The following is a 20,493-nucleotide window of genomic DNA, read 5'->3' on the forward strand; positions in this document are numbered from 1 at the left end:
TAGTTACAAGTTGCTAGCTATAAGTGCTTACTTATCGTCTTTAGCATTCTCTACATTGTCTGCAATACGATCGGCAGCAGCTTCTGTCTCTTCGTTATAGTTGTCTTCGGTTTGATTCTTTAATGAAGCGATTTGCGAGTCAGACTTTTGTTGCTCAAGCTTGGTCTCATTTGGGTTAGGCTGTGTCATAGTAGATCCTTAGTGGTGGTTAAGTAAATTAAATCAGATATAGAAGAATAGAACTAGGATAGTGCTTTGTCGATAGCATCTACGAAATCATCAATATCATCTGGATTGCGTGAAGTAATCAGATTACCATCAATCTGCACGCTCTTGTCGACAAATTTTGCACCTGCGTTCTCTAGATCGGTTTGCAAGGAGTGATAAGCGGTTAGCGTTTTGCCTTTTGCAATGCCTGTATTGATCAGTGCCCATGGCGCATGGCAGATGACAGCTAAAGTCTTGTTTGCGTCGTTAATAGCATTGATGATGCTATGAGCTTCTTTGTTGCCGCGAATAGTATCAGCGTTTACCGTACCGCCTGGTAATACTAGCGCATCATAATCAGTAACATTTGCTTCATTGGCGAACATGTCAGCCGTGAACGTATCAGCTTTATTGACGTCCTGCTGCATCGCTTGTACTTGTTTATCGTCATTAGTAGTAATCAGAACGGTCTTATAGCCTTTGTCTTTGAGCTGGTTATTGACGTCTTCATACTCTGCTTGTTCAAAATTATTATGTAGTAAAAAAGCGATCGTTTTCATAATCTACTCCATTATTGATTATAGTCTCCTACTAGCTTACGTTGTCGCTGTTTTTATTATCATTAGTGCCTAGTAGGTTTGGCTAGTCTATAAAAAAAACAGGTCACGCCATAGACGTAACCTGCAATAAAATGTGACGATATGTGATTAATGTAATGCCCTAGTAATGCAATCTATAAATGGATGAGCTTTTTAGGCTGCAAGCGTCCGTTGAGACTAATTGCCCCTAGACCAATAAACTGTCCCTGTTCATCAACTAGACGTATATCTATAGGCATCTCATGATGCAAAAGTGGCTCGACTTTTGGTTCTAGATGGTTCTTAGAATCAACCAAAATCTCATCAGACACTTGAGAATCGATACTGCTTGAGAGGTAGTTTTTAATATCAACACTCATCTGCTCTAAGACATTAAGGCGTTGACCTTGGCGTATACGTGCAACTTGCGCTGCGGTCAGCATAAGGGTAGCAGGTATATCAATACAAGCGTCCACTGGCAGCAATTGCTCAAAACGTTTATCAAGTGCTAGTGCTTCAAGCTCTGGTATGGTTATGGCATCATCAATAGCGAACTTGCCCACTTGCAATCGTCGTAATGCGGTTAAGTGACCGAGCGTGCCTAACGCTTGCGCGATATCCTCTCCCAGCACGCGTATGTAAGTGCCCTTAGTACAGGTTGCGGTGAGTTGCAACTGAGTGTCATCAATGGCAATCAGCTGGATATCTTTGATGACAATATCTCTTGCTGGACGTTCAACCTCAATGCCAGCACGTGCATACTCGTAGAGCTTTTTGCCGTCTTTTTTGAGTGCAGAATACATAGGCGGGACTTGCTGCTGCGCGCCCAAAAACTTTTGAGCGATGCGCTCTAGTAGCGGCTGATCAATTTGAGTTACCTCAGCAGTCGCAATAACTTGCCCGTCAGCGTCGCCCGTATCGGTTTGACTACCGAGCGCAATAGTCGCCTGATAGGATTTGTCCGCGTCGAGTTGATAGTGACTAAACTTGGTCGCCTCCCCTAAGCAGATCGGCAAAAGACCTGTCGCCATAGGATCAAGCGTGCCTGTATGCCCCGCCTTTTTGCTGTCATGCATTGGCGACTTAAACACATACTTCACCTTTGACACGACTTGCTGCGAGGTCATACCTTGTGGTTTATCCACCAAGATAACGCCAGAGACCCTTTGTTTATCTATCTGTTTTTGCTTAGTCATTTTGCGAGGCGTCGTTTTCTACGTCATCTTCGTTTTGCTCAGTTTTAGTAACGGCTTGACTGATCAAGTCCATCATATAGTTACCACGCGCGGTCACTTCATCATAGTGAAAGCGCAGGCGCGGCGTCGTCCGTGTTTTTAGGCTATGGCTTAGCTCTGTGCGCAAAAATCCTGCGGCGTTGTTGAGTACTTTGATGCTCTCTTCGTGACTGGTTTTGACCATAGCATCATTAAGCTCAGGCTCCATGATAGTGACATAGACATCAGCGTAGCCTAGATCTGGGCTAACCTTTACGCTAGAGATGGTCACAAAACCCGTTAGACGCGGATCATTGACTTCATCACGGATAAGGACGGCAAGTTCGCGCTGGATTTGATCAGCCAAGCGTTGTAGACGTTGGTTCATAGAATTAACCTTACTGTAGTAAAATTTTTATAGTTAAAATACGTTTAGAGCGCTCATTTTATAATAAGGGCTATTCGGTAAAAAAGGCCTAGCAGGGTACACCTGTTAGGCCTAGTGGTAACTGACTATCAAACAATAGCCTTAGATCGTACGTGCGAACTCTTGAATCTCAAAGACTTCAATCTTATCGCCCGCTTCGACATCATAGCCACGAACTGCAAGACCACATTCCATCCCCGTACGCACTTCATTGACGTCTTCTTTGTAACGACGTAATGATTGCAATTGACCGGTAAAGATAACTTGGTCATCACGTAGTACGCGGATAGGCTTGTTACGATAGATCGTGCCTTCAACCACCATACAACCGGCAGCTGCACCAAACTTACTAGAGCGGAATACTTCGCGAACATCCGCCACACCAAGGATCTTCTCACGATGTTCAGGCGCGAGCATACCGCTCATAGCTGCTTTGACATCATCAATAAGGCCATAGATGACGCTGTAGTAGCGAATGTCCATATCAGCGCTATCGGCTTTGCGGCGTGCAGTGGCATCAGCGCGAACGTTGAAACCTAACAGCACCGCTTCACTAGATTCAGCAAGGGTAACGTCAGACTCTGAGATTGGACCAACGCCTGAGCTGATAACGCGAACTTTGACTTCGTCAGTAGATAACTCATTGAGTGCTGCAAGTAGAGCTTCTAAAGAACCGCGAACATCAGTCTTAAGTACAATGTTTAAGAAAGACACATCACCTTGTTCCATCTGATCGAACATGCTCTCAAGGCGCATAGCGTTTTGACGTTCAAGTTGACGTTCACGCTCACGATTGGCTCTAAAATCAGCAACTTCGCGAGCTTTTTTCTCGTCGGTAACGACTAAGAATTCGCTACCAGCCGCTGGCGTCTCAGGTAAACCTAAGATCTCAACAGGGATAGAGGGACCCGCTGACTTAACACGTTGACCATGCTCGTCCGTTAGCGCACGAACCTTACCATAATGCTCGCCTGCTAGAACGAGATCGCCTTGCTTCAATGTACCTTTTTTGACCAGTACGCTGACGACAGGACCACGACCTTTTTCTAATCTTGATTCGATAACGACGCCTTGAGCAGCACCATCTAGTGGGGCTTCTAATTCCATCAATTCAGACTGCAAGCTGATAAGCTCTAACAGCTCATCGATACCGTCACCTGTTTTGGCAGATATACGAGCCATTGGTGTATCACCACCCCAATCCTCTGATACCACTTCTTTCGTCGTCAGCTCATTGAGAACGCGATCAGGATCAGCGCTTGGCTTATCCATTTTGTTGATAGCAACGATAATAGGCGTACCTGCCGCGCGGGCATGATCAATCGCTTCTGCCGTTTGAGGCATCATGCCATCGTCAGCGGCGACAACTAAGACAACAATATCCGTCGCCTGAGCACCGCGTGAGCGCATCGCACTAAAAGCGGCGTGACCTGGAGTATCTAAAAAGGTAATGACGCCGCGATCCGTCTGCACATGGTACGCACCGATATGCTGAGTGATACCGCCAGCTTCACCTGTGGCAACTTTAGTCTCACGAATCTTATCAAGTAAGGATGTCTTACCATGATCAACGTGACCCATGATAGTAACGACGGGTGGACGCGTTTGTACGTTACTGCTGCGCTCATCAACGGCATCATGTAGATCGTCTTCGACTTTGGTATCGCTAACGGGTACTGGGTTGTGACCCATCTCTTCTACGATTAAACTCGCTGTCGCTTGGTCTATCATGTCAGATTCGCGAGCGATTTCGCCCATTTTCATAAGCAATTTGATCACTTCGCGAGCTTTGACTGCCATACGCTGAGCTAAATCAGATACTGCGATTTGCTCGCTAATTTCGACGTCATAGACGATTTTTTCGACAGGCTTTTCAAACTTATGCTGTGACGCTTGCGTTGAAGTCAGACCGTTCTTACGATTCTTGATTTCACGCTCATCTTGGTTTTTGCGGCGACGACCACGAGCACCCGTACTATTAGAACCACGTTTGATCTCACGGCGCTCTTTTTCAAACGACTCCTCAAGCGCGTCTCCTACAAGGCCTTCAGCTAATGGCTCGTCTTTACGAACTTCTGCCACAGGCTCACGGTCGGTATACTTACCCGCCATTTTGCGCATCTGCTCAAGCGTACGCTTTTGCGCTTCTTCAGCTTGTACGCGGCGCGTCTCAGCTTCGATTTCACGTAAGCGTGCTTCCTCAACTTCACGTGCTTCGCGTGCTTTACGTTCAGCTGCGGTTTCAACTTTTGGCTTAGTCGCGGCAACCTTTTTCTTAGGCTGCTCTTTTGACTTGACTTCAACTGCCGCTTTGCCGCCTTTTTTGACGACAACAGAGGCTGCAACATCATCGTTTTTGTCATCAGATGACTTGTTAGAGCCCAAGCTTGCACGCATCGCTGCTAGCGTTGCTGCTTGACGTTCTTCAGATTTTTTCTTAGCAGCTTGGCGCTCTTCGGCATCTTTGGCAGCGCGAGCTTGTGCTTCAGCCAAAGCCTGTTCACGAGCGGCTAATTCTGCTGCCATTTTTTCTGGATCAGGCTTGTCGAATACTTTTTTCTTACGCACTTCAACATTGACGCTTTTGGACTTACCAGAGGAGCCAGTCACGCGCGCGGTGCTCGTCGTCTTAGACTTAAGACTGATACGGCGCTTGTCGGTCTGGCCATGACTTTGTTTTAAATACGTCACTAACTTCTCTTGCTCGCGTTCAGTGACCATGTCACTCTCTTCGCGAGCAGGCAGTCCAGCATCTACCAGTTGCTGTTTTACAGCACTTACGGTTTTGCCGACCATTTCTGCTAGTTCTTTGACGGTCTTATCTGCCATTTATTATCACCTACTGTCTATTGTTTGCTATATTTTCAATTCAATTGTTGGCTACAAATGATTGCGTTAAGGCAAGTGTTGTCTTACTAAACGTTATAATAAGGACAGCACTCACGCTTTATGGTTGATAGCATATCACCAAAAGACAGCGATATGCGATTAGCGCCTATTCATCGAACCAAGATTCCCGAGCTTTCATAATCAGTTTTCCTGCGGTCTCATTGTCCAAACCTTCGATATCTTCTAGATCGAAGACGGCTTGTTCTGCCAAGTCATCGACGGTAATGATGTCTTTTTGTGCCAGTTTATAGGCCAGATTGACGCTCATACCTTCAAGATCTTGTAGCTCTTGACTTGGCTCTTTCATGTTTTGTTGTTTGACCAGCTCATCTGCGATGACCACTTCTTTAGCGCGCTCTTGAATCATATCAATCGCTTCGTCATCCAAGCCTTCGATATCATAAAAGGTCTCAACAGGCACATAAGCTACTTCTTCGATAGTCGTAAAGCCAATATCGACAAGGGCTTGTGCCAAATCACGATCTACTTCTAAACGCTCATAAAATAAATCGATAAAGGCTTTTGATTCGCTCTCTTGGCGCTCTTGATACTCTTCTTCTAGCATCATGTTGAGCTTATAACCAGTCAGCTCAGAGGCCAGACGTACGTTTTGACCTTGTGAGCCAATCGCACGTGCAAGCTGATCGTTGGTACTAAAGACAATATCAGCTGTCTTGGCATCTTCATCTAGGATGATACTGCTGACATCAGCAGGCTCAAGCGCACTGATAATGAACTGGGCAGGATCATCTGACCACACCACGACATCGATACGCTCGCCGTCGAGTTCTTGTTGTACCGCTTGGATACGCGTACCACGCATACCGATACAAGCCCCAACAGGATCAATACGATGATCATTGGTCTTGACCGCTATTTTAGCACGAGTACCAGGTAGGCGAGCGACATTACGAATCTCAATGATCTCTTCTGCAATCTCAGGGACTTCCTTTTGCATCAGTGCTGAGAGCATTTCAGGATGCGTGCGGGATAATAGTAACTGCGCGCCGCGATTTTCACGGTTGACATGATAAAGGATAGCATTGATACGAGATTTGGCACGTAATTGCTCACGTGGCAGCATCTGATCACGAGACAGATAGCCTTCGGCGTTATCGCCTAAGTCAACAATGTAACCATCGCGAGTTTGTTTTTTGACTTCGCCATACATCATCTCACCAACGCGAGATTCAAAAGCATCGGCAACCAAAGCACGCTCAGCTTCACGGATCTTTTGGATGATAACTTGCTTGGCTTGCGTGGCTGCAATACGGCCAAATTCGATAGACTCAATCTGCTCTTCTTTGACATCACCAATGGACCACTCGTCTTGATCAAGATCAGTAATAGCAAGCTGACAGGCTGGCATCTCGTGGTCTTCATCAGCGACCACTGTCCAGTAACGATAAGTATCGTAGTCGCCCGTGTCACGATTGATCGCGACACGTACCGCTACTTCTGGCTGTTCGGTATAGACCTTTTTTTTAGTGGATACCACCAAAGCATCTTCGATAGCCTCAAAGATGTCTTCAGGGTTCAATCCTTTTTCGTTACTGACAGTTTCTACTACCGTTAAGATTTCACGACTCATACTCTATCTGTCCTATCGTTTTGTTATTGACTCATATCTTATCATTGATGTCGTAACGTTTATCGTCATTACGAATGTCACTACTACTATTGTCACAATGAGTTATTCACGGCTCAAATTTTTGATATTAGATTATATGTAGCGCTAGACGTCTTCATAGATCAAGTTTGCTTTATCTATATTACTAAAAGCAATCTCAAACACTTCGCCATCAGAGGCGCTAAGCGTTAGTGAGGTATCGTCCATACTATCGAGCTTGCCTGTCGCTTTGCGGCGTTTTTTGTCGCCCTGCCCAATCGCTTGTATCAAACGAAGGCTTACCGTTTGACCGATGTAATCACGCATTTGCGACTCTGAAAAGAACGCCCGATCAAAGCCAGGTGAGGATACTTCTAGAATAAACTCGCCTGCGATAGGGTCATGCACTTCTAATATACCGCTGACTTGATGATTCACCGCCGCACAGTTCTCAATAGTCACTTGCTTGTCTTGTGCTTGGTCTTCAGGCAACGCCTCAATATAGATACGCAGTAAAGAGCGCTGACCTTGCGGTACAAATTCTACGCCCCATAGCGACACATCACAAGCGGCAACAGCAGGCTCGATGATAGCGGTTAGTTCAGCAACTTTGGTTGATAATTTCATAATGTATTTATTTTTTCCTATTGACGTATCACTTGTACATAATAAACGGCAACGACTTTGCCTATTATTTTGGGCAAAAGCGCTCAGTCTAGGTTTTCTATGACCTAATCTTATTTATAGGCAAATGGATGTCATAAGATAAGGTAGAAGACCGTACTACTTATAAAATACTTATAAATAAGCACTCACTATGCCTAGTAGGCAGGCGCCACACAAGCTAATGCTTGGCATAGTAGGACAAGTGTCATGATAACACAAAGCTTTAGGTACAAAAAAACCCACAAACATAATGGTGGGCTAATCGACACTGGCTATTTAGGGTACAAACATCAGTATAAAAAGTGGTAGCGGGGGCTGGATTTGAACCAACGACCTTCGGGTTATGAGCCCGACGAGCTACCAGACTGCTCCACCCCGCAACAATTTAGAATGCGTATTATAAGTAGGTTTAATCACCTTGTCAATCTTTATTTAAATAAAGAGCGCTATAATGCATCGGTACTATACAAAACAAACATTAAAACTTGGACAAAACAAACATTAAAACTTGGTGCGATTGGGGGGACTTGAACCCCCACAGCTTGCGCCACCACCCCCTCAAGATGGCGTGTCTACCAATTCCACCACAATCGCTTATGAGACTATAAACTCTCATCACACTGCTTTTGACTATCTACTTTTAACTACGCTGCTCTTTGAGGAAAATTCAGAACAGTAGGTCGACTATTAAGAGTCGGCTGCAAAAACAGAAAAAGTATTGTAAGACTAACGCATCAAAATAGCAAGCGCTGAGTATCCATTAATAGATGATTATACCGAAACCTTGCTTTTTACTACTACTGAGGGTTCTCGGTTAACGGGCGCGGCGTTTGCGGCGCAGATACAGGCGCATCTAGGCGAAACTGATCTTCAGCCTGCTCGCGAGCATTGACTGCAAGTACCATACTGGTAATAAAAAATATAACCGTAAGCACAGCTGTCGCACGAGTCAAAAAGTTGGCCGTACCCGCTGCGCCAAAGACTGTACCAGAGGAGCCTGCACCAAAGGAGGCTCCAGCATCCGCCCCTTTACCATGCTGTATCAAAATCAAGCCGATCATAGCAATCGCTACGATAATATGTATGGCTAATATAAACGTAAACATGGTGTCCTCTTTTGCCGCCTAATGACGACTGGTAACAATAATAAATGATGTGAACCAACGACTTATAGCTCAAATAAAAAAACTTATGACAATACTCGCCAAAAAAAATCTAAAGTTTGTGCCATTCGACCTTGTCAAATTAGAACTGCTCGTTAGATTAGAACTGCTCGTTAAATTAAAACTGAAAGTATCAAGGCTTAATAAATAAGGCGCATTGTACACGATTGCAAGGGCACTATTAAAGTGACTTTTATCACCTTAAAGAACACCGTTTACATCCGTCAGCCTACTCTTAGAGCAAAGAGTATAAGACCAAAGATCTTAATACAATACTAAGCTACTCATTAGCTTAACTAAAGGCATCCGCTATCGCCAAAAAGCTCTCTACCTTTAGTGAAGCGCCGCCCACCAAAGCCCCATCTATCATACTATCAGCAGCAAAGTCTTGCGCATTATCTGCATTAACACTACCGCCATAGAGTACATTTATATTACTAAAGGCGGGCGAGAGGCCAGCGAGCGTCTGCTTGATATGCTGATGGGTGGCGCTGACCTCAAAGACGGTTGGGACTTTGCCTGTACCAATCGCCCATACTGGCTCATAAGCTATCATTAGGTGCGATGAGAGAGAGTCGGTGATCTCTGGCTGCTGGGCTAGTAAGTCTTTGATAATGGATAACTGCTCATCGATAACATTTAGGGTTTGCTTATCATCGTACTGCGCTTGCGTCTCGCCAATACAAAATATGGCGCCCAAGTTTTGTTTGAGGGCACAAGATAGCTTTTGCATAAGCGCCTCATGAGACTCTTGATGGTACTGACGGCGCTCAGAGTGACCTAGTAGCGTCCACGTTGCACCAGCATCAGCGACTTGCTGCGCTGAGCAATCCCCAGTGTAGGCACCTGTACTATCACTATGCGCGCTAATATCTTGTGCAGCGGCAAGTAGCGATGTTCCCTTAATTTGCGTAGCCACAGCTGCTAAGTGAATGCTACTTGGGGCGACCATTAACTGACAAGTTATTGGCGCAGATTTTGCATCAATAGCAGCAAGTAAGCCTTGTACCAGTGCGCCTGCTTCGTGACTGGTGGCAGGATTTTGTTTCCAGTTGCCTATTACCCAAGTTTGCATCTTGTTTGCCCTATATGATTTATCATTATCGCTTTGTGCGCGCAAGTATAACAAATATTTTGCAAGTGCTATAGTATATAGAACACTAGGCTGTGTTTGATATTCGACCATAGCACTGATAGCAAGGTTAGGGAGAGACCATATCTATGACAACTATTAAAATCGGCGGCTTAGCGCAGCAGCTCATTAGCGAAGGGATCGTCAACGAGGCGCAAATGGATACTGCGCAAAGAGAGGCGCAGCAGCAGCAAATGGGACTGGTGTCTTATTTGGTAGATAACAAAATAGCCAATGCTTATCAGTTAGCAAAAATGATGTCGCAAGCTTTTGGCGATCCTTTATTTGATCTCAATGCGTTAAGCGATGACATCATACCCAAAGACTTAATTGATGAAAAAATAGTCCGTAAATTTAATGCGCTACCTATTTTTAAGCGTGGTCAACGGCTTTTTGTCGCGCTCAGTGACCCTACGCGTATCGATGCTATAGACGCCGTCGCCTTTAACTCGCGCTTGTCTGTTGAGACGGTAGTGGTTGAGGAGGATAAGCTCAAAGCCCGTATCGAGAAGCTATATGCTGATAGTATGCAAAACTTTAGCGGGTTTGCCGATAGCGACTTAACGGTCGATTTTGAAGACCCTGATGCTGATGATGGCGAGACCAAACTCTCTGATGGCGTTGATGAAGCGCCCGTTGTCAAATTCGTCAATAAAATGCTCGTTGATGCCATTCGTATGGGCGCATCAGATCTTCATTTTGAGCCATATGAAAAGAGCTTTCGTGTGCGTTTTCGCGTTGATGGCGTCATGCAAAAGATGGCCAACCCGCCCGTACAACTTGCCAGCAAAATCGCCGCCCGCCTAAAAGTCATGTCGCAAATGGACATCTCAGAGCGCCGCGTGCCACAAGATGGGCGTATCAAACTTAAACTATCCAAAAATAAAGCCATCGACTTTCGGGTAAGCTCATTACCGACGCTGTTTGGCGAAAAGCTAGTGTTACGTATTTTAGACCCCTCCTCTGCTATGCTTGGTATTGAAGCTTTAGGCTATGAGCCTGATCAGCAAGAGATGTTTTTAGAAGCGCTTCATAAGCCGCAAGGTATGCTGCTTATTACCGGACCAACAGGTTCTGGTAAGACCGTTTCTTTATATACGGGTATTAATATCCTAAATACCGGCGAAACCAATATCTCCACCGCAGAGGATCCTGTTGAAATTAACTTAGAGGGTATCAATCAAGTCAACGTCAACGCCAAAGTTGGTTTAACCTTTGCCAATTCGCTCAAGTCTTTTTTGCGTCAAGATCCTGATATCGTCATGGTCGGTGAGATTCGAGATTTAGAGACCGCTGAGATTGCGATTAAGGCGGCGCAAACGGGACATATGGTACTCTCAACGCTGCACACCAACTCAGCACCTGAAACCTTGACCCGTCTGCGTAACATGGGTGTGGCTTCCTTTAATATCGCCACTTCAGTCAACTTGGTTATCGCACAAAGGCTGGCTCGTAGATTATGTAAAAACTGCAAAAAACCTATCGATGTACCGCGTCAAAGCCTGCTTGAGATTGGCTTTACCGATGCAGACTTGGATGACCCCAATAATCATATCAGCGAGCCTGTGGGTTGTAGCGAGTGCCGTGAAGGCTACAAAGGCCGCGTTGGTATTTACGAGGTTATGAAAGTCAGTCCGGATATCTCGCGCATTATCATGGAAGATGGCAATGCGATCGATATCAAAGATGCTGCGCTCAAAAATGGTTTTAGAGATTTGCGCCGCTCTGGTATTTTAAAGGTACTCCAAGGCGTGACGAGTATTCAAGAGATGATGCGCGTTACTTCTGAATAAGTGCACAAACCGACCTGAATAAGCGCGTAAACCAACGAGAAAAGCGCTAAAATTAACATCAATACGTAATCGATTTTACGCTAAAATAACTACAGTTTATTGAATCATAATTGAGGGTGAGCACATGGCGAAAGCTAAGACAGATATGCTATTGGACTTTGTCTATGATGGAGTCAATCGCCGTGGGCAAAAGATCAAGGGCGAGACCACTAGCCGTAGCTTGGAGCTGGCAAAAGCAACTTTGCGCAAACAAGGCATTACGGTTAAAGGTATTAAGAAAAAGCCTAAACCCCTCTTTGAGTTCAAAAAACCGATCAAAGCTATCGATATCGCCATATTTTCGCGCCAGCTGGCGACAATGATGAAAGCGGGCGTGCCGCTTACGCAGTCGTTTGAGATCGTCGCCGACTCGCTTGATAACCCAAGTATGAAAGAGCTGGTCTTAGACATAAAAGCTGATATTGAAGCCGGCGGCACCTTTGCCTCAGCCCTGCGCAAACATCCGCGCTACTTTGATGATCTGTTTTGCTCACTAGTCGACTCAGGCGAGCAATCAGGGGCGCTTGAAACCATGCTGGAGCGGGTTGCCACTTATAAAGAAAAAAGTGAGCTACTCAAGGCAAAAATCAAAAAAGCGATGAAATATCCTATCGCGGTCATCGTTGTGGCCATTATCGTCACCATGATTTTGCTGATCAAAGTTGTTCCTGTATTCTCCGATCTGTTTGCCTCCTTTGGTGCAGAGCTGCCCGCTTTTACCCAAATGGTCGTTGGGATGTCTGAATGGATGCAATCGTGGTGGTTCGTACTGATCTTAATCATTGGCGCAGCTATCATAGGGTTCTCAGAAGCCAAAAAACGCTCTAAGAAGTTTCGTGACTTTCTAGATCGCGCGACGCTAAAGCTACCGATCTTTGGTAATATTGCTTATCAAGCCATTATCGCTCGCTTCTCGCGGACGCTATCCACCACTTTTGCCGCAGGTGTACCGCTCATTGATGCGCTAAACTCTACTGCTGGTGCAACCAATAACGTGGTCTTTTATGATGCCACTCAGCAAATCAAAAACGACGTGGCCACCGGTCAGCAGTTGCAGTTCTCTATCCGCTCAACCAACCTATTCCCAAGTCTTGTCATCCAGATGGTCGGTATCGGTGAGGAGTCTGGAAGCCTAGAGGAGATGCTAGACAAGGTAGCTATATACTATGAGAATGAGGTCGATAACGCGGTCGATGGTTTAACGAGCCTAATGGAGCCACTCATTATGGCGGTGCTTGGGGTATTAGTCGGCGGCTTGGTCATTGCTATGTACTTACCCATTTTCCAAATGGGTTCAGTGGTCGGCTAAAGGATAGCAATGAGATGCAATTGATAGCGTTATTACAAAGCAATATGACTTTGGCTTTGGTCGTGTTTGCCGTATTAGGTCTCTGTGTTGGCAGTTTTTTAAATGTGGTGATTCACCGTATGCCACTGATGATGGTCTACGGCTGGCGACAAGAGTGTAGTCAATTTTTGGCAGGACAGACGGACATAAAAGAGGAGCCAGCAGCCGCGCTCACTCAAATGACGGCAAATGATGTGCCTATTACCCTAAGCATGCCCGCTTCACGTTGTCCGCACTGCGCGCATCGGATTAAATGGTATGAGAATATACCGCTGGTCAGCTGGTTGGTGCTACAAGGTCGCTGCTCTGCTTGCAAAGCGCCTATCGGTATACGCTATCCTATCGTTGAGCTCATCACTGCACTGCTAACTGTGGCAGTTATTTATCACTTCGGCGTTAACGTTATCGGACTCTCGGCACTGATCTTAGTGTGGACGTTGATTGCGCTCACAGGTATCGACTTTGATACTCAGCTATTGCCAGATCGCTTGACCTTTCCGCTTGCTGGATTGGGACTAGCGGTTAATTCACAGAGCTGGTTTGTCACCCCAACGCAGTCTATTTGGGGGTTGCTCCTTGGCTTTTTGTCGCTATGGATAGTGGTCAAGGTGTTTTATTTAATCACCAAAAAACATGGTATGGGACAAGGCGATTTTAAATTACTTGCGGTGCTAGGGGCGTGGCTTGGGCCGATGATGCTACCGCTGATTATTTTGCTATCGTCACTACTCGGCTCTATCGTAGGTATTATCTTGATGCGACGCCAAGGCGAGAGTCAGCCGTTTGCCTTTGGTCCTTATATCGCTATTGCAGGTATCATCGCCTTATTGTATGGCACTGATATCGTAAATGGGTATCTGGGCATGTATGCTTAAAGGTGAAAAACTCAATAGTAAGCTGGCAATCTCAGTAAAACGTTACAATAATGACATGTAACCACGACAGCCAATACTAATGCACGAGTTAAACTTATAGCCATTCACATTGCAAACATAGAACAGCAATTTCTTAAAATTATGACTTGTGCTCATAATCAATCAACCTTTCATTTGCCTATAATAAGTTATTACTATGTCCATACATGCAAGCTCATCTCATGCTGACTCTAACCAAAAATCGGCGCGTAAAGTGACTGGTTTTGACAAAACCAAACTGGTTATCGGACTAACTGGCGGCATCGGTAGTGGTAAGTCCGCGGCGACTAATTGGTTCGCTAAGCAAGGTATCGATATCATAGACGCTGATGTTATCGCACATGAGGTGGTCGCCAAAGGTAGTCCCACTCTGCGCAAGATTCAAAAGAAATTTGGGGATTGGGCGATTAATTCGGAGGGTCAAATGGATAGAGCGGCGGTCAGAGCGCATGTCTTTGCCAATCCTGAGGCCCTTATAGAGCTTGAAACCATCACCCATCCTGCGATACGTGAAGCGGCCAAAGCGCAATTAAATGCCAGTACCTCAGCTTACGCAGTGCTCTCAGCGCCCCTACTCATAGAGGCAGCAGAGGCAGGACTGGCTAATTTGTGTCAGCGTATCTTAGTAATAGATGCGACAGAGGACACGCAACTTGCTCGCGCCAGCCAGCGTGACGGGCAAAGCGTCGCAAAAATTAAAGCTATTATGGTCAATCAGTTAGATCGCGGCGAGCGTACGCGCCATGCTGACGATGTGGTGCTCAATGATGCCGACCTTGAAACTTTGTATCAGCACCTAGAGCCTTTACACCAAGATTATCTTACCCTTGCCCAGCAGCTAAAGTTCGCTGTCGATTAATCTCATATAGCGCCATACCAGTAGCCACGCTGACATTTAGGCTTTGCAAATTGCCATACTCGTTGCCTGACATGGGTATAAATACTAGCTCATCACAGCTCTCCATCGTCAAGCGGCGCATACCCTCACCTTCAGACCCCATAATCAGCGCCGTTTTGCCCGTCAGGTCTGCTTCATGTATGGGCTTAGCGTTTGCTTCAAGCGCGGTACCAAAGACAAAAACACCTGCGTTCTTTATCTGCGTAAGTGTCCGCGCCAGATTAGTCACACTAATAATAGGTATCATCTCAGCTGCGCCTACTGATACCTTGGCAACAGTGGGCGTGAGACTTGCGGCATGATGTTTTGGACAGATAACCGCATCAACACCCATCGCTACTGCGCTGCGCAAACAAGCACCAAAATTATGAGCATCGGTAATCTGATCGAGCACCAATAGCAGACACTGATCGCACCCGCTAATTGTATCAATGAGTCCCTCATCAGCAAATCCGAGGGGACGCGCATGAAGCACCACTCCTTGATGCTGAGGACTACCGCACAGCTGCGTAAGGTTGTCTTTTTGTGTGGGCTGGATGCTAATGCCGTTGGCTTTGGCCTCTTGAATGATAGCCTGTACATGAGTATCGCTCTCGCGTCCTTGTTGCACAAATAGACTTAAACCATCTAAGGGACGGTGCGCAAGTAAAGCATCAATGGCATGAATACCATAGAAGTAACTGGGTTTTGCCATAATAGGCCTGCTGATTAAATAGAAGTATAAGTGTCAATTAAAGAAAAACAAACAGAATCTAAGCGATTGTGTTTGTTTTAATAGATGAGTTGGGACTGCTGATATTAAGATGTAAATGTATGGCTGATTATTAGCCTTCAAGATGACAGACGTACTGAACGATCTCATCGGTACGCAGATTAAAGCCGCTATTGCCCTCAACGACAAAAGACTGCCCAGCGCGGTAGTAATTAAACTCCTCATCACCGCTTATCTTTACTTCGCACTCACCACTAATGATTTCGATACGCTCGGAGGTATTGGTGCTAAAGTGATAGTGATCAACCAAATTGTCACAAGGCAAAATGACGCCTAGGGTCTTGTGGCGACCGTCTTCGAACATAATAGTATGGCTTGAGCAGCGTCCATCGTAGGATATAGTGGCTTGCGCATTAACAGTCACATTAGAGAATTTTACCGCTGTCATAGGGACTTCCTTATCAAATAATCACAACTAAACTAAAAAATAAGTAACGGGTCAAGCCATCATCAAGACAGCTCTCTTTGATATATTGTCGAGTTATCAGGCAACGTAAACAAGGTCGCAATGAGCGTAAAAGTTTATCGTTGTGTGAGATTATGCTACCACATTATATCTGTAAAGTTTGTTACGACACTGCCAAAATTCGCAAAATTTGATAAAATACAAGGTCAAATAATGAGCGCTTTGAGTGATAAATACTATTCTTTTAGACACTTAGCCTGTAGATTTATGTGATATTTTGCCGCTAGAATTTGTATTTGGTGCTGTTTAACACCATACTATATTTAGTTTTTTATTCCTTTATCTGTCTTTAGATACTACCGCATTTTTGTGGTGTACCCTCCTCTAGGCTAATGGTAGCGAGTAGGGTTTATTTGAAGGTTGTGATCAGCCACGAGAGGCGTTGATGCTTTTATCTTTAACTCTACATCAGTTTGCCTTGATAGCTCAGCATGAGCTGAGTATGGCTGAGGGTTTTAATGTGATTACGGGCGAGACAGGTGCAGGCAAGTCGCTACTGCTTGATGCCTTGTCTTTGTGCGCAGGCGAGCGCGCCGATAGCGCTATGGTTAGACATGGCGCAGCGCATGCGGATATCTACGCGCAGTTCGACGTACAGGACAACCAAGCGATAGCCGATTGGTTTGTAGCGCATGAGCGCCCTTTGGATGAGCCTGAGGTGCTGGTACGGCGTCAGCTTAGTAGTAATGGGCGCTCAAAAGCTTGGCTTAATGGTACGCCAGTCAGCTTAGCCGAGCTTAAAAGCCTGGGTACACTATTGGTCAATATCCATAGCCAACACGCGCAGCAGGCACTGCTTAAACCGCAGTTCGTGGTCCAATGGCTAGATGCGATGGCGCAGATTACTGCCATGAGTGACAATACTGCCACCAGCTATCAGCATTATCAGCAGCTCAAGCGCCGCGCCGATGATATTGCTAGCCGCGAGGCGCAGCGCCAAGACCGCATGCAATTATTGCAAAACCAGCTTGCCGATATCGCGCCGCTACTCTCTGTCGATTATGCTGATGTTGAAGCCGAGCACGAAGAGTTATCCAATATCGAGGCGCTGATGACAGAGGCCAGCCATAGCCTACATCTGCTTGATAATGATACTGATGAGCCTGATGTCATGACGTTGCTTGGGCAAGCGATCAAATTATGCGATCATCAAGTCGATGTTAGCGCAACCTTCAATCAAGCCTCCGAGCAGCTGCATTTGGCGCAGCAGCAGATTATCGAGGTTACCGCCTTACTCTCGGACTACGCCGAACAGCAGTTGCCTGACCCTGAACGCTTGCAAGCACTAGACAGCCTGATTAGTTTAGGTCATCGCCTCTCACGTAAACATAACCTGCCAGCGACCGATCTAATCGATGAGGCCAAAGCATGGCAGCAGCAGTTGGACGAGCTAGAAAACGAGCCAAGTAGCGATGCGATGGCAGCACAAATTGAGCAAGCTTGGCAAGATTATCTTGCGCAAGCGACCGCGCTACATAAAGCACGCGTCAAAGCTGCGCCTGCAATCTGTCAGCAGCTCACCGCTCAACTAAAACCTTTAGCCCTGCCTAATGCGCGCTGCGAGTTTGCCTTTACCAAGCGTGATGCCGCGCAGTACAACGCCCAAGGCTGCTATGATATCGACTTGCTCTTTAGCGCTAATGTCGGTATGCCTATGCAACCGCTACACAAGATTGCCTCAGGTGGTGAGCTGTCACGCATGGCGCTAGTAATGCAAGTTCTACAAGTGACCAATGCCGATACTAACGCCGCCAAGCCCATGCTGGTGTTCGATGAGGTCGATGTCGGTATCAGTGGCGGCACCGCGCAAGTGGTCGGCGAGTTACTACGCACATTAGGTCAGACGCAGCAGCTATTAGCGATCACTCACCAAGCGCAGGTTGCCGCCCAAGCGCATCAACATATCTTGGTACAAAAGCATTATGACAAGCTGACCCAAAGCGAGCTAATTATCTTAGAAGGTCACGCACAAGTCGATGAGCTCGCTCGTATGTCAGGCGGCGTCACCATTACTGATGTCACGCGCGATCATGCGCGTAGCTTATTAACTGACGTCAAATCGTAATCTATCCGCTTAGCGCAACTGTATTGATATTTGGTTAAGCGGTGCCATATAACTAGTACCCCATATGCCTAATTTATTTCTAATAGTCTAATAGATATCCAATCTATACTTAATCCTCTTACCCTTTGTTGTATTTGCCTCTATGTCTAAAGCCAATTTGACTCATCATTTTTTGATAGCAGCGCCCAAGCTCTCAGACCCCCGTTTTGAGCAGGCGCTCATTTACATCTGTCGTCATGACAAGCACGGTGCCTTGGGCCTCATGGTCAACCGTCCGCTTGAGCAGGCGCGCGTCGGCAAACTGTTAGAGGATCTAAGTATCGATGTCACTGATCCACAAGTGATGGATGATGTGGCGTTAGACGGTGGTCCTATGTATCCTGAAGTGGGCTTTGTACTACATACGGGGCAGCCTGAATGGGCATCGTCGTTTGCCATCTCCGAAAACGTCTGTATCACTACCAGTCAAGATGTACTTAAACGTATCGCGGTCGGTCACGGCGTCGGTCATTACCAGCTCTGCTTAGGACACGCCAGTTGGGGCAAAAAGCAGCTGGAGCGCGAGTTAAGCGCTGGCGACTGGCTGGTCTGCCCTGCTGATCTGACGCTCTTGTTCGATGCGCCCTTTGAGGAGCGCTGGCAATTAGCCGCTGACAAAATCGGGATTAATTTTGATTATCTAAGTGACGATATTGGTCATGCTTGAAATAACAAATGAGAGAAGAGGACATTCGCGACGATGGTGGATTCGATAGACACAGTGGATAGTACATCAATCGCTAACCGTGCTGACGTTAAACCTCATCTGGTACTATCTCTAGACTACGGGGTCAAAAAGATGGGCATGGCGCTTGGCAATACCATGACGCAGACGGCGCGTGCTTTTGATATTTTGGCGATGAATAATGGTCAGCCTGATTGGGACAATCTACTGGGTATTATCAAAGTCTGGGGCGTGACCCAAATTATCGTCGGTCTACCACTCAATATGGATGGCAGCAGCTCTATGCTCTCAAAACGCGCGCACAAATTTGCGCGGCGCCTAGCGCATCGGATAATGGAGCAGCACATACCCGCCACTGTTATGATGTGTGATGAGCGCCTCACCTCAGTTGCTGCCCGCGAGATCGCATGGGAGAACGGCTGGATTGATAATCCGCGCGCGCCAATCGATGATATTTCTGCCTGTATCTTGCTGTCGACCTACTTTAGTGATCCTAATAGTGCGCTGGCAATAGATGCTATTAAGCCTGACTAATTAAGCCTGGCTGATTCAGTAATCTATTAAACGTTTTTTTGAGCAATTATAAATAAGTGACATCCTTTATGAATACGGTCTCAGATCAACCGACTCAGCATGGTTTTGCACCGCTTGCGATCACTCGTATCAAAGGCGCGCAGCGTGCCAATCAAATCGCCATCTATATGTTATATGTAGCGATTCTCGCTTTTATGGTCTTTGGTACGATTGCTAGTATAAAGATGTTTCATGATAATCAACTGCTCTATCGTTTGTACTTTAATCTGCCCTATGTTTTGATCGCTCTGACGATTCCGATTACCCTTTATGATGCCCTAGTCATTTACCGTTACCGATTGAATCAGCCGTCGATGATTGCGCTCAGTATTGGTGTCTCTACTGTCGTTCTTATTGGCGGCTTATTGTTCGCAGATACCGCTTGGCTAGGACTGTCTTGCTGGCTTGGGGTGGCGTTTTTATTCAAATCTAACTTTAAGCGCTTCTTTGACTTTTTGGCCATAGAAGATAATGTGGTAAAAGATAAATAAACTTATTATCAAAGACTGCTCTTTATTAGCCATTTACTTTAAAATCCAATTAACTTAAATACATAAGACCTATGACAACTCATACTCCAGCTCACCATCATTTAGACACGCAAGGACTCATTTGCCCTGAACCTGTGATGATGCTGCACCGCGTCATTCGTAAGGCGGAGGGCGGCGAGGTTATCGAAATACTCGCAACCGATCCTGCGACTACGCGCGATATTCCTAATTTTTGTCGTCATTTGGGCCACGAGCTTGTGGCGCAAGAAACCCTTGATGAGAACGTCAGTTTGCCTGTCGATCCTAACGAGATCACCATCGATAGCGATGATGCTGCGCCGATGAGTCATACGCTTTATCGCTATTTGGTCAAGAAAAAAAGCGCTTAGTCGATAACGACAGTACATATTATTTATAAAAGGTAGGTTACGTGTTAGCACCCCAAAAGCAGTATGTACAGTGGCATGAGAACGATATAGTAAAACAAGCGCGCTGGTTGTCTGAGAGCAATCATGCACCGCCCAC

General features: G+C 46.0%; 20 protein-coding genes and 2 tRNA genes. 9 read left to right on the forward strand and 13 right to left on the reverse strand.

The window, feature by feature from the left end:
• Positions 1 to 27: 27 nt before the first annotated feature.
• The 11 genes from ACTXGO_RS02820 to tpiA form a co-directional block, all read right to left on the reverse strand.
• A complete protein-coding gene (locus ACTXGO_RS02820) occupies positions 28 to 189 on the reverse strand; it encodes a hypothetical protein (RefSeq protein WP_443573309.1) in 162 nt (53 codons plus the stop codon).
• Positions 190 to 242: 53 nt separating this feature from the next.
• Entirely contained in the window at positions 243 to 767 is a 525-nt protein-coding gene (locus tag ACTXGO_RS02825; protein ID WP_443541223.1) for a type 1 glutamine amidotransferase domain-containing protein, read from the reverse strand.
• Positions 768 to 940: 173 nt separating this feature from the next.
• Positions 941 to 1,981 (reverse strand): tRNA pseudouridine(55) synthase TruB, encoded by a 1,041-nt coding sequence (gene truB, locus ACTXGO_RS02830; RefSeq protein ID WP_443573310.1) that lies wholly within the window; start codon positions 1,979 to 1,981, stop codon positions 941 to 943.
• Positions 1,974 to 2,387: a ribosome-binding factor A gene (locus tag ACTXGO_RS02835; RefSeq protein WP_317200484.1), complete on the reverse strand. Its 414-nt coding sequence runs from the start codon at positions 2,385 to 2,387 to the stop codon at positions 1,974 to 1,976. Before ACTXGO_RS02835 ends, truB begins: the two co-directional genes overlap by 8 nt.
• Before the next feature lie 141 nt (positions 2,388 to 2,528).
• Positions 2,529 to 5,255, reverse strand: a complete 2,727-nt coding sequence (gene infB, locus ACTXGO_RS02840) for a translation initiation factor IF-2 (RefSeq protein ID WP_443573311.1) — start codon at positions 5,253 to 5,255, stop codon at positions 2,529 to 2,531.
• Between the two features lie 166 nt (positions 5,256 to 5,421).
• Positions 5,422 to 6,906, reverse strand: coding sequence for a transcription termination factor NusA (gene nusA / locus ACTXGO_RS02845; protein ID WP_443541226.1), 1,485 nt, complete (start codon positions 6,904 to 6,906; stop codon positions 5,422 to 5,424).
• A gap of 144 nt (positions 6,907 to 7,050) precedes the next feature.
• Positions 7,051 to 7,551 (reverse strand): ribosome maturation factor RimP, encoded by a 501-nt coding sequence (rimP, locus tag ACTXGO_RS02850; RefSeq protein WP_435949998.1) that lies wholly within the window; start codon positions 7,549 to 7,551, stop codon positions 7,051 to 7,053.
• 342 nt (positions 7,552 to 7,893) lie between these two features.
• Positions 7,894 to 7,970, reverse strand: a tRNA-Met gene (locus ACTXGO_RS02855).
• 129 nt (positions 7,971 to 8,099) lie between these two features.
• Positions 8,100 to 8,184: transfer RNA gene (locus tag ACTXGO_RS02860), tRNA-Leu, on the reverse strand.
• A gap of 203 nt (positions 8,185 to 8,387) precedes the next feature.
• A complete protein-coding gene (gene secG / locus ACTXGO_RS02865) occupies positions 8,388 to 8,696 on the reverse strand; it encodes a preprotein translocase subunit SecG (RefSeq protein WP_443573312.1) in 309 nt (102 codons plus the stop codon).
• Between the two features lie 349 nt (positions 8,697 to 9,045).
• The gene (gene tpiA / locus ACTXGO_RS02870) at positions 9,046 to 9,828 is read right to left on the reverse strand and encodes a triose-phosphate isomerase (protein ID WP_435949997.1); all 783 of its coding nucleotides are present in this window, start codon (positions 9,826 to 9,828) and stop codon (positions 9,046 to 9,048) included.
• Between the two features lie 146 nt (positions 9,829 to 9,974).
• Here tpiA and pilB point away from each other — a divergent pair, with 146 nt between their 5' ends.
• The 4 genes from pilB to coaE all read left to right on the forward strand — a co-directional run bounded on the left by pilB (position 9,975) and on the right by coaE (position 14,838).
• Positions 9,975 to 11,678, forward strand: a complete 1,704-nt coding sequence (gene pilB, locus ACTXGO_RS02875) for a type IV-A pilus assembly ATPase PilB (protein ID WP_435949996.1) — start codon at positions 9,975 to 9,977, stop codon at positions 11,676 to 11,678.
• 124 nt (positions 11,679 to 11,802) lie between these two features.
• Positions 11,803 to 13,026 (forward strand): type II secretion system F family protein, encoded by a 1,224-nt coding sequence (locus ACTXGO_RS02880; RefSeq protein WP_317200477.1) that lies wholly within the window; start codon positions 11,803 to 11,805, stop codon positions 13,024 to 13,026.
• 14 nt (positions 13,027 to 13,040) lie between these two features.
• On the forward strand, positions 13,041 to 13,940 hold the full coding sequence (locus ACTXGO_RS02885; RefSeq protein WP_435949995.1) for a prepilin peptidase: 900 nt from the start codon (positions 13,041 to 13,043) through the stop codon (positions 13,938 to 13,940).
• Positions 13,941 to 14,136: 196 nt separating this feature from the next.
• Entirely contained in the window at positions 14,137 to 14,838 is a 702-nt protein-coding gene (gene coaE, locus ACTXGO_RS02890; RefSeq protein ID WP_443541227.1) for a dephospho-CoA kinase, read from the forward strand.
• Here coaE and rlmB read toward each other — a convergent pair.
• Together rlmB and ppnP are read right to left on the reverse strand one after the other, a co-directional pair.
• Positions 14,801 to 15,571, reverse strand: coding sequence for a 23S rRNA (guanosine(2251)-2'-O)-methyltransferase RlmB (rlmB, locus tag ACTXGO_RS02895; RefSeq protein ID WP_443541228.1), 771 nt, complete (start codon positions 15,569 to 15,571; stop codon positions 14,801 to 14,803). The two genes, coaE and rlmB, sit on opposite strands and share 38 nt — an antisense overlap.
• A 130-nt stretch (positions 15,572 to 15,701) precedes the next feature.
• Entirely contained in the window at positions 15,702 to 16,037 is a 336-nt protein-coding gene (gene ppnP / locus ACTXGO_RS02900; RefSeq protein ID WP_317200473.1) for a pyrimidine/purine nucleoside phosphorylase, read from the reverse strand.
• 463 nt (positions 16,038 to 16,500) lie between these two features.
• Between ppnP and recN the strand changes: the two genes are divergently transcribed.
• The 5 genes from recN to tusA all read left to right on the forward strand — a co-directional run bounded on the left by recN (position 16,501) and on the right by tusA (position 20,357).
• A complete protein-coding gene (gene recN, locus ACTXGO_RS02905; RefSeq protein WP_443541229.1) occupies positions 16,501 to 18,180 on the forward strand; it encodes a DNA repair protein RecN in 1,680 nt (559 codons plus the stop codon).
• 142 nt (positions 18,181 to 18,322) lie between these two features.
• Positions 18,323 to 18,886 (forward strand): YqgE/AlgH family protein, encoded by a 564-nt coding sequence (locus tag ACTXGO_RS02910; RefSeq protein ID WP_317200471.1) that lies wholly within the window; start codon positions 18,323 to 18,325, stop codon positions 18,884 to 18,886.
• A 33-nt stretch (positions 18,887 to 18,919) separates the two neighbouring features.
• A complete protein-coding gene (ruvX, locus tag ACTXGO_RS02915; RefSeq protein WP_317200470.1) occupies positions 18,920 to 19,438 on the forward strand; it encodes a Holliday junction resolvase RuvX in 519 nt (172 codons plus the stop codon).
• A gap of 68 nt (positions 19,439 to 19,506) precedes the next feature.
• Entirely contained in the window at positions 19,507 to 19,968 is a 462-nt protein-coding gene (locus tag ACTXGO_RS02920) for a hypothetical protein (protein WP_317200469.1), read from the forward strand.
• A 71-nt stretch (positions 19,969 to 20,039) separates the two neighbouring features.
• Positions 20,040 to 20,357 (forward strand): sulfurtransferase TusA, encoded by a 318-nt coding sequence (tusA, locus tag ACTXGO_RS02925; protein WP_443573313.1) that lies wholly within the window; start codon positions 20,040 to 20,042, stop codon positions 20,355 to 20,357.
• Positions 20,358 to 20,493: the final 136 nt, after the last annotated feature.

The organism is Psychrobacter sp. T6-1, assembly GCF_052258445.1.

Excerpts from the sequence above, each read along its gene's own strand:
- tusA (WP_443573313.1), top strand. The coding sequence starts at position 20,040 with ATGACAACTCATACTCCAGCTCACCATCATTTAGACACGCAAGGACTC.
- ACTXGO_RS02910 (WP_317200471.1), top strand. The coding sequence starts at position 18,323 with ATGTCTAAAGCCAATTTGACTCATCATTTTTTGATAGCAGCGCCCAAG.
- ACTXGO_RS02820 (WP_443573309.1), bottom strand. The coding sequence starts at position 189 with ATGACACAGCCTAACCCAAATGAGACCAAGCTTGAGCAACAAAAGTCT.
- ACTXGO_RS02920 (WP_317200469.1), top strand. The coding sequence starts at position 19,507 with ATGAATACGGTCTCAGATCAACCGACTCAGCATGGTTTTGCACCGCTT.
- secG (WP_443573312.1), bottom strand. The coding sequence starts at position 8,696 with ATGTTTACGTTTATATTAGCCATACATATTATCGTAGCGATTGCTATG.
- infB (WP_443573311.1), bottom strand. The coding sequence starts at position 5,255 with ATGGCAGATAAGACCGTCAAAGAACTAGCAGAAATGGTCGGCAAAACC.
- ruvX (WP_317200470.1), top strand. The coding sequence starts at position 18,920 with ATGGTGGATTCGATAGACACAGTGGATAGTACATCAATCGCTAACCGT.
- ACTXGO_RS02835 (WP_317200484.1), bottom strand. The coding sequence starts at position 2,387 with ATGAACCAACGTCTACAACGCTTGGCTGATCAAATCCAGCGCGAACTT.
- pilB (WP_435949996.1), top strand. The coding sequence starts at position 9,975 with ATGACAACTATTAAAATCGGCGGCTTAGCGCAGCAGCTCATTAGCGAA.
- nusA (WP_443541226.1), bottom strand. The coding sequence starts at position 6,906 with ATGAGTCGTGAAATCTTAACGGTAGTAGAAACTGTCAGTAACGAAAAA.
- ACTXGO_RS02880 (WP_317200477.1), top strand. The coding sequence starts at position 11,803 with ATGGCGAAAGCTAAGACAGATATGCTATTGGACTTTGTCTATGATGGA.
- ppnP (WP_317200473.1), bottom strand. The coding sequence starts at position 16,037 with ATGACAGCGGTAAAATTCTCTAATGTGACTGTTAATGCGCAAGCCACT.
- coaE (WP_443541227.1), top strand. The coding sequence starts at position 14,137 with ATGTCCATACATGCAAGCTCATCTCATGCTGACTCTAACCAAAAATCG.
- ACTXGO_RS02825 (WP_443541223.1), bottom strand. The coding sequence starts at position 767 with ATGAAAACGATCGCTTTTTTACTACATAATAATTTTGAACAAGCAGAG.
- ACTXGO_RS02885 (WP_435949995.1), top strand. The coding sequence starts at position 13,041 with ATGCAATTGATAGCGTTATTACAAAGCAATATGACTTTGGCTTTGGTC.
- recN (WP_443541229.1), top strand. The coding sequence starts at position 16,501 with ATGCTTTTATCTTTAACTCTACATCAGTTTGCCTTGATAGCTCAGCAT.
- rimP (WP_435949998.1), bottom strand. The coding sequence starts at position 7,551 with ATGAAATTATCAACCAAAGTTGCTGAACTAACCGCTATCATCGAGCCT.
- truB (WP_443573310.1), bottom strand. The coding sequence starts at position 1,981 with ATGACTAAGCAAAAACAGATAGATAAACAAAGGGTCTCTGGCGTTATC.
- tpiA (WP_435949997.1), bottom strand. The coding sequence starts at position 9,828 with ATGCAAACTTGGGTAATAGGCAACTGGAAACAAAATCCTGCCACCAGT.
- rlmB (WP_443541228.1), bottom strand. The coding sequence starts at position 15,571 with ATGGCAAAACCCAGTTACTTCTATGGTATTCATGCCATTGATGCTTTA.